The 14,704-nt window shown below is 53.4% G+C and carries 16 protein-coding genes and 1 tRNA gene; 1 reads left to right on the plus strand and 16 read right to left on the minus strand.

Going from position 1 to position 14,704, the window contains the following annotated elements; all coding sequences use genetic code 11:
• Nucleotides 1-12: 12 nt before the first annotated feature.
• Nucleotides 13-768: a hypothetical protein gene (locus tag D8U61_RS08450; protein WP_130926749.1), complete on the minus strand. Its 756-nt coding sequence runs from the start codon at nucleotides 766-768 to the stop codon at nucleotides 13-15.
• Nucleotides 769-927: 159 nt separating this feature from the next.
• On the opposite strand from D8U61_RS08450, the gene D8U61_RS08455 reads away from it, so the two are divergent.
• Nucleotides 928-1,572, plus strand: coding sequence for a hypothetical protein (locus D8U61_RS08455; RefSeq protein WP_123596287.1), 645 nt, complete (start codon nucleotides 928-930; stop codon nucleotides 1,570-1,572).
• Between the two features lie 274 nt (nucleotides 1,573-1,846).
• On the opposite strand, the gene D8U61_RS08460 is transcribed toward D8U61_RS08455, so the two are convergent.
• From D8U61_RS08460 to dapA, 15 genes are all read right to left on the minus strand, one after another.
• A complete protein-coding gene (locus D8U61_RS08460) occupies nucleotides 1,847-2,407 on the minus strand; it encodes a recombinase family protein (RefSeq protein ID WP_130926750.1) in 561 nt (186 codons plus the stop codon).
• Between the two features lie 134 nt (nucleotides 2,408-2,541).
• The gene (locus D8U61_RS08465) at nucleotides 2,542-2,787 is read right to left on the minus strand and encodes a hypothetical protein (RefSeq protein ID WP_130926751.1); all 246 of its coding nucleotides are present in this window, start codon (nucleotides 2,785-2,787) and stop codon (nucleotides 2,542-2,544) included.
• 312 nt (nucleotides 2,788-3,099) lie between these two features.
• A complete protein-coding gene (locus D8U61_RS08470) occupies nucleotides 3,100-3,432 on the minus strand; it encodes a hypothetical protein (protein WP_130926752.1) in 333 nt (110 codons plus the stop codon).
• 419 nt (nucleotides 3,433-3,851) lie between these two features.
• Nucleotides 3,852-5,120, minus strand: a complete 1,269-nt coding sequence (locus D8U61_RS08475; protein ID WP_130926753.1) for a hypothetical protein — start codon at nucleotides 5,118-5,120, stop codon at nucleotides 3,852-3,854.
• Nucleotides 5,121-5,258: 138 nt separating this feature from the next.
• Entirely contained in the window at nucleotides 5,259-5,441 is a 183-nt protein-coding gene (locus D8U61_RS08480; protein ID WP_130926754.1) for a hypothetical protein, read from the minus strand.
• A gap of 136 nt (nucleotides 5,442-5,577) precedes the next feature.
• On the minus strand, nucleotides 5,578-5,784 hold the full coding sequence (locus D8U61_RS08485; RefSeq protein ID WP_130926755.1) for a hypothetical protein: 207 nt from the start codon (nucleotides 5,782-5,784) through the stop codon (nucleotides 5,578-5,580).
• Complete coding sequence (locus D8U61_RS08490; RefSeq protein ID WP_130926756.1) at nucleotides 5,781-6,059, minus strand: hypothetical protein; 279 nt, start codon at nucleotides 6,057-6,059, stop codon at nucleotides 5,781-5,783. The genes D8U61_RS08485 and D8U61_RS08490 overlap by 4 nt, the downstream gene beginning before the upstream one ends.
• Nucleotides 6,059-8,293: a tape measure protein gene (locus tag D8U61_RS08495; RefSeq protein ID WP_130926757.1), complete on the minus strand. Its 2,235-nt coding sequence runs from the start codon at nucleotides 8,291-8,293 to the stop codon at nucleotides 6,059-6,061. Before D8U61_RS08495 ends, D8U61_RS08490 begins: the two co-directional genes overlap by 1 nt.
• A 351-nt stretch (nucleotides 8,294-8,644) precedes the next feature.
• The gene (locus tag D8U61_RS08500) at nucleotides 8,645-9,016 is read right to left on the minus strand and encodes a hypothetical protein (protein ID WP_130926758.1); all 372 of its coding nucleotides are present in this window, start codon (nucleotides 9,014-9,016) and stop codon (nucleotides 8,645-8,647) included.
• Nucleotides 9,013-9,639 (minus strand): hypothetical protein, encoded by a 627-nt coding sequence (locus D8U61_RS08505; protein ID WP_130926759.1) that lies wholly within the window; start codon nucleotides 9,637-9,639, stop codon nucleotides 9,013-9,015. Before D8U61_RS08505 ends, D8U61_RS08500 begins: the two co-directional genes overlap by 4 nt.
• A 1,106-nt stretch (nucleotides 9,640-10,745) precedes the next feature.
• A tRNA-Ser gene (locus D8U61_RS08510) sits at nucleotides 10,746-10,835 on the minus strand.
• A gap of 84 nt (nucleotides 10,836-10,919) precedes the next feature.
• Nucleotides 10,920-11,633, minus strand: a complete 714-nt coding sequence (gene purC, locus D8U61_RS08515) for a phosphoribosylaminoimidazolesuccinocarboxamide synthase (protein ID WP_016771262.1) — start codon at nucleotides 11,631-11,633, stop codon at nucleotides 10,920-10,922.
• 28 nt (nucleotides 11,634-11,661) lie between these two features.
• Entirely contained in the window at nucleotides 11,662-12,423 is a 762-nt protein-coding gene (locus D8U61_RS08520) for an MBL fold metallo-hydrolase (RefSeq protein ID WP_024012002.1), read from the minus strand.
• Nucleotides 12,424-12,429: 6 nt separating this feature from the next.
• On the minus strand, nucleotides 12,430-13,545 hold the full coding sequence (gene bamC / locus D8U61_RS08525; RefSeq protein ID WP_016771264.1) for an outer membrane protein assembly factor BamC: 1,116 nt from the start codon (nucleotides 13,543-13,545) through the stop codon (nucleotides 12,430-12,432).
• Between the two features lie 17 nt (nucleotides 13,546-13,562).
• Nucleotides 13,563-14,441 carry a 4-hydroxy-tetrahydrodipicolinate synthase gene (gene dapA, locus D8U61_RS08530; protein ID WP_016771265.1) on the minus strand — a complete coding sequence of 293 codons (879 nt, stop codon included), beginning with the start codon at nucleotides 14,439-14,441 and terminating at the stop codon, nucleotides 13,563-13,565.
• Nucleotides 14,442-14,704 lie beyond the last annotated feature (263 nt).

A 14,704-nucleotide genomic window follows, 5' to 3' on the forward strand; every position in this document is an offset into this window, starting at 1 on the left:
AGATATAAAATATCATAACGGCAACAGCACCTGATTGAATCCACTTAGATAAGCGTGACGAAACACATGATGAATTTGCCACCATTTGTACATTGCCACCCCAGTGCTGAGACTTCCAAATAAAAGCGGCCAGACATTATCAGTAAACCATGCCAGCCCCATTGCTCCTTTTAGAAAAGCGTAAACGATAGCAACCATGTACAAAATTCTGTTCGGAGTTACATCGTAGCTTCTTCCCCCCGAAGACTTTATATTCATACCGTCTTTGACAAATTCAGCACTAAGCCCGAATGTTATTTTTACTCGATTCGGGTATGAGTAATCCCAAGGGCCAGTTGGGCTAAATTCATCTCGCCCCCCTTCCCGCTCCAAATCATCTCTGTATGTAAGATATCCATACATCTTCAGCCCGACAAGTTTTCCGTCCTCATCTTCCTCTGCAAGCGAAGCCGCATACTTGAAAGCACTACCTTTGTATGCAAACCTGCAAACATTAATTAACACCCTATCCAAAGTATTATGCATATGCTTATCAAAACGCAGCGCCCCTGCTGGAAGCCTCTGGTAAAACCGGAAAAACAGATAAACATTAATTAACGCAATAACGAACCACGCGTGACGGATATTCTCCTTGAGATAGATCTCATTACCCATTAATTTAAACTGACTTAGATCTGCACCAAAGAACCACAACAGCAGAACTACCAATGAATACCCGATCAAAAATCCTCGTGCTTTATTGAAATCTGGCGAATCCGTGTCACCCATCGTGCCCCCTTCGAAACGATAACTACTATCAAGAAAAAATTTGCATTCCCAGCAAAAAAATGCTCGGGCAGTCTCTCAGACTTAAGTATAACCAGAACGTGGTGGCACTATGCCAAAATAAAGGATAATGTCGCAATCCCCACTGACATGGAAGGCATCATGAAATCAAGAAACCTATACACAATCCACGACCTGATAGTCAGAGACTATACGATCACGGAACAACCAAGCGGTAAATTTCTTCATCAGTTCAAACCCTCTACTACTGAGACGCTGTACCAATTCGAGACAAATAGCAGTGCTATCGAATTAGTAAATGGTGAGCGTTATAATATCGGATACATGGAGGACGCGGCTGGCAGAAGAGTTATAGACCCATCATGCTTGGGCAAAGCAGATACCGTAAACAAATACCTTAGCTACTCAGCGGCCAAGCAATTTTCTTTAGACAAACTCGCCGAGAACAAGGGCAAAAATGATGATCGAGTGAGACACAAGGCCAAAGATGGATACTACTGGGGACGCAAATACGCGTGGCGCCGATTTGGCCTAGTGATTGCTAAGGATGCCTTCTACCAATATTTAGAAGAAATTAAACACCCATCCGTGCCATGCAAAACCATTAGCGGCGACGTCGGAATTCACTCAAATCAAGAATCGATTGCTTATAAAGAGGAGGGTCTCGAAGAGGCGATGGATGAACTCATAGAAACAGCAGTCAGAAAAGGTCGCCTTTTCAAATCCCCCAAATACACAAAGCAATTCCAGATTCGGCCTATCAATGCCATAACCGACAAAAAGTAGGTTGAACATCCCCCGCCGTTTTCAGACTTTGCAAAGGGCGGGGGGCGTCTCTGTGCAGGGGTGGAAAAATAAGCTGTAGCCCTGAGTTCTCTCAGAAGTGTTGAGCAGACCACGTCTGAGCGAGGGGTATAGCGTGATGAATTCAAAATAAAGACAGTCGCCCTGTAGCGCTCTCAGACGCTGTCAGAGGCGTGCAACCTCAGCGAAGATGGATGCACTACAAAGACAACAAAGCCCGCTCAAGGCGGGCTGATGTGGGTGTACAGGGTCTAATTCAAACCTTGTTCCAATGTCTCTTGATGGTGGGCAAGCTCACCTTGAGTTCGGCTGCTGCCTGAGCCTGTGTCATGCCTTTAGCCTTGAGCTTCTGCACTGCTTCCGTGGTGTCGGTAGCCACTGGACGACCACCCTTCTTGCTCGACCTTGCGAGGCCCTCTTTGGTGCGCTCCTTGATTCGATCACGCTCAAAGGCTGCAACTGCTGCGAGAACTGTTAGCTGTAGCTTCCCGGCTGCACTGGTGAGGTCTACACCATCGAGGTCAAGACTACGGACATGGATACCATCCTTTGCCAGTTTCTCTACTGTGGCGAGAACGTCTTGCACGTCACGGCCTAGGCGATCCAGTTTCAGCACCACCAACGTGTCCCCCGTTTCCATGCGTTCGGCCATCTTGCTGAACTGTGGACGTTGGAGGGCTGGTACGCCGCCACTGATTTGTTCAGAGAACCAGCGGGTGGGCTTGATATCGAAACCCTTGGAGGTGAGCGCCACCAGTTGGTTGTCGGTGTTCTGCTCTGTTGTACTGACACGACCGTATCCGAATAGACGACTCATTTACTCACCTCCTAGGTATTCCCCCACGCCGTTCGTGGGGTATCAACAATGGAGGGATCATCATGCAATGGTATCAACAATCTGTAAACCCGTATTTGATGATACCGGGATAGCTATCGGATAGACGGTATCGCTTAACGGTCGTTTGTTGACACCAACATCTCCGGTGTCAGGTTCAACGCCGCGTAGCACGCAGGAAGCAACATCGCGTTGGAGTAGGTGCGCTGACCTCTTATGTCATTTGGTTCACCAGTCGCCCAGCCATTAGCGATGAAACGCTCGAAAAGCGGCACGTCATCGCTTCGAATATCAGGAAGCCCACGGTGTAGGCGTAAGGCCAGCGCTATGTATTCATCACCACTAAATACGTCCATATCCACACCCCTGCTCTCATGACTGGAGGATCTAGTGAAGGCATCAGCTCAGCGCCTGTCAATGTTGCCGATTTGCACTAATCGGTGATTCCGGCTCAAAACTACCGTTTTGGCGTAGAAACCTCGGATTGAAGCGTTCTCACCGGATCGAGCTTGACCCACTTTCACCAGACCCCGCGTAAATACTGCCTCATAGCTTTGCTCTATCAATGCAATATTCCTGACAGACACAACTGCACACAGGGTTTTAGTGGGGATTCGCCCCGGTTGTTTTGAGATATGGCCGAGGTTTCAGACTCGGCCAATGGAAGCACTGAGTCAGGCGGCATTTACAGCCGGGTCGAACTCATTAACCTTGTAAATTCCTCGAACCTTCTCAACCACTATACGAGTTGGAGGTGTATTTCCCATTTGAAGTACGTATGAAATCCTCTGGATGTCTAGCTTCTCTACTGTACTTCTTAGTATTTCGTGAATGGAGCCAGCTAACTCATCAATTCTCTGCTGAGTGTTGCTCACATTCATCGGAAGAACCCAAACCGTATCGACGCCATCCACCTTTATGAAATTTACCGCCCTCAACTTCTTGTACAAATCGTCGCGCTGTTCATCAGCGTTTTTCAAGTCCAGCGACAGCATTATGTGAATCATTCCGTGCTTCCTTTCAGGGGGGATGGGATACCCAGACAACCTACCCCGGATAGACGCTAGGAAGCAATGCCAATGAGCCACTATCAAAGTGGTATGGTATCTCTTACCGGAGAGCGCGTGTAAGCCATGGGCGTGAGATGGCATCGACGCCAGTAACTGATCACAGACTATTTTAGGAGTAGAGAGGATGCATGCAGAAGGATGGCGACGGCTCTGGGAGCTGTTGAAGTGGACGGCAGCCATTGCCACCGGGCTGTTTGTATCCTTCAAGCTGATTCAAACATCGCCGCATGTACCAGAGGCAGGAAATAATCAGCTGGGTATTGGTATCTTCCTTGGCGGTGTGCTTGCGGGATTAGCTATATACGGAATATTGCATGCATTTGAGTGGGTGTATCGAGGGTTCCGCCCCTTACTCGTCAGTCCCACGGGAGAGGCTCAACCTGATTCGCAAGCGGAGCGATCTGATACAGCTCTGACACCGGCAGAAGCATTGGAACATCATCCTGCCCTTCCCCATCCAGACAGTCAGCGAATGAACGAGCGTCAGCAGCGACGCTGACAGGGCTGTGCACCTTTGCCCCAACCTTAGCCGGGCGCTGAGCTTTGAACACGATTGGCTGGTATGTGGGGATACGCTCTATAGCTCCGCTGTGGCGCTCCGCGAACACTTCGAGCACTGGGCGAATGGCATCTACGTCTTTCCCGTGCAACACATCGAACAGAGCCTGTAGCTCGGGTGGTGACATGAAGTCGGCTGGCACCCACCCCACCAGCTCATCGATTGAACGAGAGCAAATGACATCGGCTGACCAGCTACTAAAGAAGTGCCCTGCTGCTACATGGATCACCTTCACCACTTGGGCCAGCTCAGGGCGGTGCTGGGCATGGCGCTCAAGCTCGCGATACAACACTTCAAACTGTGTGTAGGCACGTGTGGTGAATTTGAAATTACATCCTTCCTTGCCCTCGATACCGGCCTTAAGGGCTGTCAGGGCCTTTGTTGTCATTGTGTCGAGGCTTGTTAACCATGTGTGGTGTTGGGTGTTACTCGGGTCAAGGTGGGCACGGAGCCAGGTCAACACTGTGACGCGCTTGGATGGCTGCATACCCGCAAGCTTCGACGCTTGGGCAACTACGTTAGGGCCAACAAACTTGATGATGCGTTGCACAATCGCCTTCTGTGTTTCCCCACGCTCAACGGTGTGACGCGGGTTGAGCTTGTTGCGATCAATGCTCACGCCGTGGCCGAAGTGACGGGTGCCGTGACATCTGTTCATGTCCTTGGGTGCCACTGTCAGGTTTCGTGGATGGTAGAGACCGACTGTGTTTTCACCCTGTGACGGAGCAATGTGTGACAGCTCGAAATCCTTGGCTTCGCCGAATCGGTTTGCACGTAGCTTGAAAGCGTACAGACGGTAAAGCTCAGCGAGGGATTCAGCATCAAGGCCGGTGAAGACCTCCAGCGTTCCGGCACGTTGAGCTTCAAAGGCCAGAGTCTGGAAGAAGGCACTGTCTCTGGCTTTCTCAGCGTATCTGACGCGCTTCTTGGCTGTGGCGGCGTTTTGTTTGCACTGACGTGTGCAGTAGATGGCTTTGATACTGGTTGTGCGGAACTGCTTAGCGCAGTGTTTACAACGTGGACGGCGCTCGGCCTTATTAGTCTTGTTCGATGTGTCTTGTTGCATGTAGTGCTCCGTCATGGTCAGCAGGGTGTGTTGGTTTTGGATTGATTAGGGTGAATTCATGTCTGCAACGTCCGCTGCAAAAGACTTGAACCTTTGAATTAGAAAACTGGGTTTGGCAGTGCCTACAGATGAAAGTCTTCATGCTGTGAATACCTCGTATGGGATTGCCGGGTTTCCGTCTGGATGTGTGACGATCCAGCGGAGCTGACCAAATGGATTGATGATCTGTTTGATTACAAATTTCTTACGTGTTGTTCCGATCAGGGTCATGGCAGCGGTTAACGCCGCCCCTGATGATTTGAATTCGAATGGCAATGCCATACAGTTGTCTCCTGTGAAATGGGATAGAAATGTGTGCTCACGCACACGGTGGTGTGACAGGAAAAAGGGTTACAGCCCTTGAATTACTTGACCTGTAGCGATGTACCGAGGAATCACTCAGATACATAGGAGGGTGTTACTTCTTTTCTGGAACTGGTAGGCGGTGATCACTCAGAATATTGAGCTGTGCGAGTTCCTCAGTCGCACCTGCCAGCAGTGAAGACCAAAGCGTATCCAGCACGGCCGGTAGCTGATGCACTACAGCCTCACCGTAAGTCTCGGCGACATAAAGGCCGCAAGCGGCCCTATAGTCTGATTGGTTGACGATCTCATAATATTTCATTGCTTATGCCCCTTGGGAAGTTGAGAAAGCTTCAAGTCGATCCGCTTATCAATCCATGTATGAAGGCTTTCACGCTCTTGCGAGCGTTCCAGCTGAAGTTGGTTATATCGCAAACGTAGTGCCTCATCGGTGTAAGCGTTGGCGTTACGCTCTGCCATTTGGGCATACTGCAACGCCATATCGCTGTTGTGATTGAATAGCCAGAGCGTTAGGCCCGTCGCTATAACGATCTGAACTAAGAAGCCTAGCGCTATAGCAAGGATGATTCCTTTCATCACTCAACCTCGGTCTGTGAAGCTCGGGCCGTTCTCAGCGCCTTATTGAATTCATCATGGAAGGTCTCAGCCGAAAGCTGTCTCATTTCGGCAGCATCCATACCACGAGCATCCACATTTACAGAGACGTTAACCTCTGTATGACTTTGGTCGATATTGCTTTCAGCGGGTTTGACGATTCGCCCATTATTTGGATCATCTGCCGACATCCAGTCACTTGGCAACGCCGTTTGCTTGCGTTGTTGTTGCGCTGCTTCCATCACGTCCTGAGCAGTAACAGGTTGATAACGAAACTGACGAAGTTTTCCGTCTGCAAGATTCTCTGGATCTTTGCCAAGATCTGGAGAGCCAATTCGGAATACATCGAAACTTTCGCGTTGAACTGGGTTGATATGTCCACCCGCCCAACGTTCTCTATGCTCATTGGCTTTAGCTTGATCATCTTCAATGGTTGTTCCAGTGAGAAGACGACGCAGACCATTCAATAGTCCGGGCTGAGCACGCTCTTCCAAGTCTCCTTGGGCATTTAGAGGTGCTGGCTTCAATCTCGGGCCAAGCGCTGCACCTACTGAGCCGGGAGTCGGATTTGCATCTTTCGACATAGCAGTGGTTGCAACAGTGCCATCTGAATCGCGGCCAATCATCCAGCGGATTATGCTTGTGTTTGCACGCATCAAACCTGCTTCGAAATCCATTAACGATTGCTTCAACGGAGCGAGTGCAGTGACAAGCTCACCCTCGGCGGCGATACGATCACTGATGGATTTCACCAGCAAAGGCGAAGCGTTGATTTCCTGTTGCTGCAAATACTTGGCATTGTCCAGACGGGTTTGCTGAGCGTCGATACTCACCATCTGGCGAGCAAGCGTTTCTTGTTGCTGTGATACGAAACGAGCGAAGCCAGCTTCGAAATCCGCCGAGGTGACACCACCCTTTGGAATCGACTTCATGAACGCACCGTCAAGGTTGTCGCCCTTGTACCCGGTACGCTGACCCCAAGCCTCTGTGATAGCCAATCGAATCAAGGGCGCCGATTCTGTGAAGGTTTTTACGTCCTCTGTATCCGCTTTGCCCAAGCTCCGCACCTGCTGCAACTGAATCACGGCGCGATCCTGCTGAGCCTTAGTCATCCCAGCCGCCCGGAACGCCGCAAGCTGCGTTTCATACGTGGCAAGACTCTTTGACATTGCAATGCCTTTGGCCTGCTGACTGAGCATGAACACACGGAAATCGGCGGCTGTCTGGGCGTTGTTGGTCATGCCGTATTTCTCGGTCATTTCGGCGAAAGCCTTTTCAGCTCGTTCCGCATTGGCTGGGTTTTTACCTCCCACCTGAGCGAAGATATTCTGATAGGTTTGGCTCTCGCTTGCGTCGGCTTGACGCTTGTCCAGTCGTGCAGAGAGGGCACCCAGCGCAGCCACTACAGCGGCAACGCCACCTGCAACACCACCAAGGGCAATACCTGCACCAAAGCCTGTAAAGGGCTTAGGCTCAGCCTGCTTAGCAGCCCACGCTGCCTGTCTTGTTTGCGCCCATTGGAAGCGCTCGGCTTTCTGGGCGTGGCTCACATCGAGACGCTGAGCGCGAAGCTTTGCAGCCTCTTGTGACGCAGCGAATTTCTCTGCTGCCCTATGGCCTCGAATTCTCGCCTGCTGCAATGCAAACTCGGCTCTCTGGGTGGCCGTCATTGCTTGGAATTGCTTCTGTTGCAAGATGGCGGTCTTCTGTTGCTGCTGACCCAAGAGCGCTTCCCAGCGAGCTTGACGGGCCTTGTGCTGCTCAACGGATTGAGCCTGCTTAAGAGCTGCACCTGACACCTTCAAGCGCTCCCCTTCGGCCTTGGCTGATTTGGCATCTAGAACGGCCTGAGCGATCTTGTCGCGTAGGGCCTGGGACTGGATCGCAGCCCCTTCTTTCTGACGAAGGTTGATGAGTTTCTGCCCTGCCAGCTCAGCGGTGAACGTGGCGCGGCGTGTACGCTGCACAGCGTTTTCAAGCTTCAACTCTCTGTCGAGGTTGGCTCTTACAGTCTTGGCTAGTTTTTCCTGAGCGGCGCTATCAACCTTGATGCCCATCTTGGTGCCAAGCTTCTTGCTCAGTACATCTGCCTCACGAGACAGAGCCATCATCTTCTGGCGTGCTTGGGATAGGCCACGCTCGAATCTCTGGAGGCCGGAGACATCCACTTGAAACTGGAGAAGGCCAACGAGCTTGGCAATGATCTCGGTGTTCATCGGCTGCTCCCCCTTCCGTGGTATCCATGAATTGGGTGAAACAGTAGCGCGACATCCCGTTCGAATTCCGAGTGTCGATGTCCGTAATGCTCAATGTGAAATGCAACTTCGCGATGCTCAAGATAGGACTCAAATGCTTTCAAGACAGAGCGAGTTCCGCTAATTGCGTAGAAGAGCGCCCCACTTTCGTGGCGAGTCCACTTGTAAACAACTTTGACCGGGTGGCCGTGCCAACGATTAGCGTAGTCGGCAAACTGTGACATGAAATCTCGTGTAGAGATTGCTGCGGCAGGGTGTACTGTGAAGATTGCGTGATACTGGTGGGAGGCTTTATTCAGCCTTGTAGCGGTGTTACTTGTTTGATCCATTAGTTTCCTCAGGGTATTCGATAAACACCCAGCTTCCGGCTGGGATGCCTTCATAGGTGCAAGGTAGTTGGTAGCTGTTACTCATCTGTTCGGGATGTAGGCTGTTAAACTCAGCGCAAGCCTTGGTGATATCAGCGTCGTCATACTGGGTTGAATCCATCAAAACAGCAATCACACCAGTACGACCACTTGCAGACTTATATACGACCTCCTGAGAGCTTACAGGAGACACCTTATTGGCTTGCTTATGTGTATGTAGCGACTCAACATTAGAAGCGCTTACAGGAGCTTGTAGGGCCTTGTTAGTTGGATCATATTTCTCAAGCAAGATTCGGGTAGTTGCATCAATTGTCATGCTGCACTTCCATCGGCGTTCAATTTGCCGGATTCAATGAGTTGATCTCGGAGCTTTGCACGGGAAGCGGCGAGTTCATCACGAACTTCTTGTTCACGGTTCAAGCGTTGTTGTTGTTCGGCCTGTAGGCGGTCACGCTCATCTTTGGCAAGTGACAACGCCACTTGACGATCAATTTCAGCATTCAACGCTGCTTCAAGTTCGGCCTCATATTGAGCCTTAACCTGCTGACGAATCTTCACACAATCACTTTCCTGCTGGGCATCAGGCTTCATCAGGTAAATGGTGACGAATGAACCCAGCGGACTATCAAATAGTGTTGCTGTTGGGAGAGCCGACATCTCTTCAAGCGGCGTGTAACCAGCAGAAAGCATTTGATGGTAGTAATCGAGAGACTGTCGCAATGTTAGATTGCTCGGTGAAGATTCGATGATAGCCCCGACGATACCCTCATATGGCTTCTCGATTCGTGACTTATAGAACGCAATTTCATTTTCGCAGCGTGATCGGTACTCCGTTTCGGAAAATACAAATTGCATTGGTGTTTGTGTCGCCATTGGTGTTACCTCTTGGGTTTGAGATTGTTGTTTTGTGTTTTGCTTCTCTTGGCGATGAAACTGCATCCGGCATTTACCGGAACAGAACTTCGCATGGGGTGCTTGGGGCCTTACAGGAAACTTGGTACTGCACACAGCACAAGGCTGATAGGTGACTCTTGATGCCATAGTGGCTCCTTGAACTTAGTTTTTTGGTTTTAGGTTGTGACGCAGATAACGAGGCACGAAAAAATGGCCAGAATTTTTAGGCTCTGGCCACAAATGCAACACCATTCAATATTAGTGCCTATGCCGGGATCACGGCTGCTGCTGTAGGCGGCAACACGACAGATTCACAAGGTCTGTCTATGCGGAGAACTCCCAAGTTTAGGAGCGAGCAAGTTCACCGGCAGTTTGGTTTGAAATTAGTTGTCCATGCCGTCGAGTAGCTGACCGTAGGACTGACGGTGCGGCGAGTGACCTAAACCCACCTTACAGAGTTTCGACCAAGCCGGCCCTGTCAGCGGCTGAGGTGGGTGCAATGAACCCATGGTCTACATCCGCACCGCTCGACAAGTTCATGCTTGGATCGGTGTGGGTGATTCGGAAATGACGAAACCGAACTCAGCTCGGCGCTGGCCCGGTATATGTTCTGGAATTCTGGTTGAAACTGGAGGGTGGCGGAGTGATGAAGCCCGGACAGACGTTTGAGCTTCTACCCTACACTATTGTCGCACGGAACATTTAAAAAGTCAAGCAATTTCTGTGCCAGCTAATGAAATATCTACAACCGACTGTGTGGCTTCCTGCCGCGTTTCTGTACCTGTATGTGCTAAGTATACACCCAAAAGGCGTTTTTGTCAATGGTAATTCTACAAATGTCAATAGCCGTTCGTCACCAAAAGGGCGTCGGCAACCATGGGATGTCGCTCTTATGTACGAACTGTCAATCCGGCTTGGTCGGCACGAGCGGTTGCTCCCACGTCGATCCGTCACGCTGGTGAAGTGATGCCCTAGAGCGCTACAGGCGCAATGAGAACGCTCAGGCAGAACAATGACTGCGAGCCGAAGGAAGCGAGCCACAGGAGCGCCCTGAGGGGGCTGTAGAGACAAGTATTTTACGTAGAAACGCTACGTAGAATCCCAGAAAGCAAAAAGCCCCGCGACCTGAGTCTACGGGGCTTTTCAATGTATGGCGGAGAGATAGGGATTCGAACCCTAGGTACCGGTGAAGGTACAACGGATTTCGAATCCGTCCCATTCGGCCACTCTGGCATCTCTCCAACGGCGCGCATCATAACAACACTTTCGTTGGTTGCGAACCCCCCAAACGAAATTTTTTCCGTGCTATCAGATGCTTGCGTCGATTAAAGCGGTACGCCCAGACGAGCGGCGACTTCTTCGTAGGCTTCGATGACGTCACCGAGGCCTTGGCGGAAGCGGTCCTTGTCCATCTTCTTCTTGGTGTCCTTGTCCCACAGACGGCAGCCGTCCGGGCTGAACTCGTCGCCGAGGACGATGGAACCGTCGCTGAACACGCCGAATTCAAGCTTGAAGTCGACCAGCAGCAGGCCGGCGTCGTCGAACAGTTTGCTCAGGACTTCGTTGACCTTGAGCGACAGTTCCTTCATGCGCGCCAGTTGCTCGGCGGTGCCCCAACCGAACGCCACGACGTGGGATTCGTTGATGAACGGGTCGCCCTTGGCGTCGTCCTTCAAGAACAGTTCGAAGGTGTACGGGTTGAGCTTCATGCCCTCTTCGACGCCCAGACGCTTGACCAGGCTGCCGGCGGCGTAGTTACGCACGACGCATTCCACCGGGATCATGTCGAGCTTCTTCACCAGGCATTCGTTGTCGCCCAGCAGTTTGTCGAACTGGGTCGGCACGCCGGCCGCTTCGAGTTTCTGCATGATGAAGGCGTTGAACTTGTTGTTCACCATACCTTTGCGATCAAGCTGTTCGATGCGCTTGCCGTCGAACGCCGAAGTGTCGTTGCGAAACAGCAGGATCAAGCGGTCAGCGTCGTCGGTCTTGTAAACCGATTTGGCTTTGCCGCGGTAGAGTTCTTCACGTTTTTCCATGATGGGCTCCGCTTGCTAAGTAGGTGGGCTAGGCGATGTGGCGCCAGTCGAGCCCTGAATCTTGATCGGCCAGTTGCAGCCAGTCCGGGTCGCACCCGAGGGTGTCGACAAAACATTGCCGGGCCAGCTGCGGCAGGTTGTTCTTGCTGCTCAGATGGGCCAGCACCAGGTGTTGCAAACCCTGCCAGCCCAACTCGGCCACCAGGAATGCCGCCTGATGGTTGTTCAGATGTCCGCGTTCGCCGCCCACCCGTTGCTTGAGAAAGTACGGGTAGTGACCACGGGCCAGCATGTCGCGGCAATGGTTGGACTCGATCATCAACGCATCGAGATCCCGATAGCCATCCAGCACCCGCTCGCAGAACGACCCCAGGTCGGTCAGCAGGCCGAAGCGCCGCTGTTCCTGATCGCTGAAGACATACTGGGTCGGCTCCTGCGCGTCATGGGCCACGGCAATGACCCCGACATTCAGTGCGCCGATCTGCAGTTGCTCGCCGCCGGCCAGAAAGCCTGCCGGTTCAAGCGGTTTGCGCATCCCGCGCAGCGTGCCGCGACTGAGGTAGACCGGCAGATTGTAGCGCCGAGACAGCAAACCCACGCCATGCACGTGGTCGGCATGTTCGTGGGTCACGAGTATCGCGCTCAGTTGCGCCGGGTGAACACCCAGGCGCAACAGACGTCTTTCGGTTTCCCGCAGGGAAAAACCACAATCCACCAGCACGTACGTATCAGCACTGGCGATCAGCGTGCCGTTCCCTTGGCTACCGCTGCCGAGAACGGCAAAACGCATATCGGATCAGCCCAGGTTGTCCTGAATCACGCTCAACACTTTACGCGCGACATCGGCCGGCGCGACGGTGTTGATGTTCTTTTCGACGGTAACCTGGATGTTCTCGCCCACCTTGCTCAGGCGAACCTGATAACGCTCGGCGCGGGCTTCGACCTCTTCCTTGCTCGGCGCACTGCCGAACAGGCTGCTGAAGAAGCCAGGCTTGTCGTCTTTCTTCTCGGCTTTTTCGGCCAGGTTGATGTAGTACAGACCCAGGCTGCGGTTGATGTCTTCAACGCGCCATTCGCCCTGTTCCAGCGCACGGCCGACGCTCGACCAGGCGCGGTCCAGATCGGTACCGACGTTCAACACCGGGTTGCCGCTGCCGTCTTCGTTCAGGCTGACACGGCTCGGCGCATCGAAATCACGCGAGGCCAGCATCGACACCGAACCGCCCTTCTCGGAGGTGCGGCTCATGCTCGCGAGCATGTCGTCGACCAGCGCAGCGTCCAGGCCAGTGTTGACCGAACGGTTGGTGAAAGCCACGTCGGCCGTGCTGCCGGCAGGACGCTCGGCGCTGACCACGTAGATCTCACTGGTGTTGCGCTGCACACCCGGCTCGATGCGCACACGCACGCGGGTTTCGCTGTCGCTGGCGATACCGGCCGCACTCAGGCGCTTGGCCATCGACGCGGACAACTCGTCGGAGTGCTGCCAGGTGGTGGTGAACTCACCGGTCTGCGGACGCTGTTCATCCAGACGGAAACCGTTGTCCTGGAAGAACTGCAGCGCCACTGGCCAGACTTCGGCCGGCGGGTGCTGGGCCACGACCCAACGCGAATCACCGCTCTTCTGCAGCGAGTAATCCGTGGCATCGGCAACCGCCGAAAGCGGCTGAGGACGCGGCACGACGTATTCGCCCGTCGCGGTGTCATCGGCCACGTTGCGCGGGATCGGCAACAGCGGATCGAGACGTTTGGCAGTGCTCACATCCGGTGGCAATTGCATCGGTGCAGTCTGTTGCGCTTGCAGGTAATCGCTTCCACGGTCGCGGAAATAACCTTCCGGCCCCCAGACCCATCCGCAGCCACTGGTGCTGGAGATAATCAAGGCAAGTGCGGAAAGTCCGGCCATTCGCTTCATGCGTTGTACTTCCTCAATTAAACCAGGACGTTGCACTGGCGCAGGGCCGAGCGCAGCGTTTCATGACAAGGGGTGCTCAGCCAGGTCAGTGGCAGGCGGATGCCTTCGTGCATCAGGCCCATTTCGACCAAAGCCCACTTCACCGGAATCGGGTTGGCTTCGATGAACAGGTCCTTGTGCAGCGGCATCAGTTTTTCGTTGATTGCGCGTGCGGTATCGGCGTCGCCCTTGAGCGCGGCCTCGCACAGGTCAGCCATTTCGCGCGGGGCGACGTTGGCGGTGACCGAGATGTTGCCTTTGCCGCCCAGCAGGATCAGCTCGACAGCGGTCGGATCATCGCCGGACAGGACGATGAAATCCTTGCTCACGCCATCGATGATCGCTTTGGCGCGCTTGAGGTCGCCGGTGGCTTCCTTGATGCCGATGATGTTCGGCACGGTGGAAAGGCGAATCACCGTCTCGGCCTGCATGTCGCAGGAGGTGCGGCCGGGAACGTTGTAGAGAATCTGCGGAATGTCGACCGCTTCAGCGATGTGCTTGAAGTGCTGGTACAGGCCTTCCTGGGTCGGCTTGTTGTAATAAGGAACCACCAGCAGGCAGGCATCGGCGCCGGCGGCCTTGGCGTTGCGAGTCAGCTCGACGGCTTCGCGGGTCGAATTGGCGCCGGTGCCGGCGATGACCGGAATGCGCCCGGCAACCTGTTTGACCACGGCTTTGATGACGGCGATGTGCTCTTCTACATCAAGGGTGGCCGACTCGCCGGTTGTACCGACGGCGACGATGGCATGGGTGCCGTTCTTGAGGTGGAAGTCCACGAGTTTGCTGAGGCTGTCCCAGTCAAGACGCCCTTGTGCATCCATGGGAGTGACCAGTGCCACCATACTGCCCGCAATCATGAAACCGCTCCTGCCGGAAAAAGAGAGCGGTAATGGTACTGGCGCCAAGATGCTTGCACAAGCGAAGTACTGCGCCGCCGCCATTCCCCTTGGCGCCGCTTTTCGCTACCCTTCAGACTTTGATCGGTACAGATCAGCTTGTACGCCGGGTTTCAGCCTCCCCTTTCGGCCTCCCAGGCCCCGTTCCTGCGTCGCATCGACGCGCTCCCGCACAGCGGAGCGAGCCGCGAACGCTGGCCGGGGCTCTTTATACGGACCGCCAG

The sequence above is a fragment of the Pseudomonas sp. Sample_14 genome, assembly GCF_004307515.1.
Classification (GTDB): domain Bacteria; phylum Pseudomonadota; class Gammaproteobacteria; order Pseudomonadales; family Pseudomonadaceae; genus Aquipseudomonas; species Aquipseudomonas atacamensis.

What these genes read in the sequence shown, in the direction of transcription:
- D8U61_RS08520 (WP_024012002.1), bottom strand. Translation starts at nt 12,423, where the DNA reads ATGCGTTTTGCCGTTCTCGGCAGCGGTAGCCAAGGGAACGGCACGCTG.
- bamC (WP_016771264.1), bottom strand. Translation starts at nt 13,545, where the DNA reads ATGAAGCGAATGGCCGGACTTTCCGCACTTGCCTTGATTATCTCCAGC.
- D8U61_RS08490 (WP_130926756.1), bottom strand. Translation starts at nt 6,059, where the DNA reads ATGAAAGGAATCATCCTTGCTATAGCGCTAGGCTTCTTAGTTCAGATC.
- D8U61_RS08455 (WP_123596287.1), top strand. Translation starts at nt 928, where the DNA reads ATGAAATCAAGAAACCTATACACAATCCACGACCTGATAGTCAGAGAC.
- D8U61_RS08500 (WP_130926758.1), bottom strand. Translation starts at nt 9,016, where the DNA reads ATGACAATTGATGCAACTACCCGAATCTTGCTTGAGAAATATGATCCA.
- D8U61_RS08480 (WP_130926754.1), bottom strand. Translation starts at nt 5,441, where the DNA reads ATGGCATTGCCATTCGAATTCAAATCATCAGGGGCGGCGTTAACCGCT.
- D8U61_RS08485 (WP_130926755.1), bottom strand. Translation starts at nt 5,784, where the DNA reads ATGAAATATTATGAGATCGTCAACCAATCAGACTATAGGGCCGCTTGC.
- D8U61_RS08495 (WP_130926757.1), bottom strand. Translation starts at nt 8,293, where the DNA reads ATGAACACCGAGATCATTGCCAAGCTCGTTGGCCTTCTCCAGTTTCAA.
- D8U61_RS08470 (WP_130926752.1), bottom strand. Translation starts at nt 3,432, where the DNA reads ATGATTCACATAATGCTGTCGCTGGACTTGAAAAACGCTGATGAACAG.
- purC (WP_016771262.1), bottom strand. Translation starts at nt 11,633, where the DNA reads ATGGAAAAACGTGAAGAACTCTACCGCGGCAAAGCCAAATCGGTTTAC.
- dapA (WP_016771265.1), bottom strand. Translation starts at nt 14,441, where the DNA reads ATGATTGCGGGCAGTATGGTGGCACTGGTCACTCCCATGGATGCACAA.
- D8U61_RS08450 (WP_130926749.1), bottom strand. Translation starts at nt 768, where the DNA reads ATGGGTGACACGGATTCGCCAGATTTCAATAAAGCACGAGGATTTTTG.
- D8U61_RS08475 (WP_130926753.1), bottom strand. Translation starts at nt 5,120, where the DNA reads ATGCAACAAGACACATCGAACAAGACTAATAAGGCCGAGCGCCGTCCA.
- D8U61_RS08505 (WP_130926759.1), bottom strand. Translation starts at nt 9,639, where the DNA reads ATGCAGTTTCATCGCCAAGAGAAGCAAAACACAAAACAACAATCTCAA.
- D8U61_RS08460 (WP_130926750.1), bottom strand. Translation starts at nt 2,407, where the DNA reads ATGAGTCGTCTATTCGGATACGGTCGTGTCAGTACAACAGAGCAGAAC.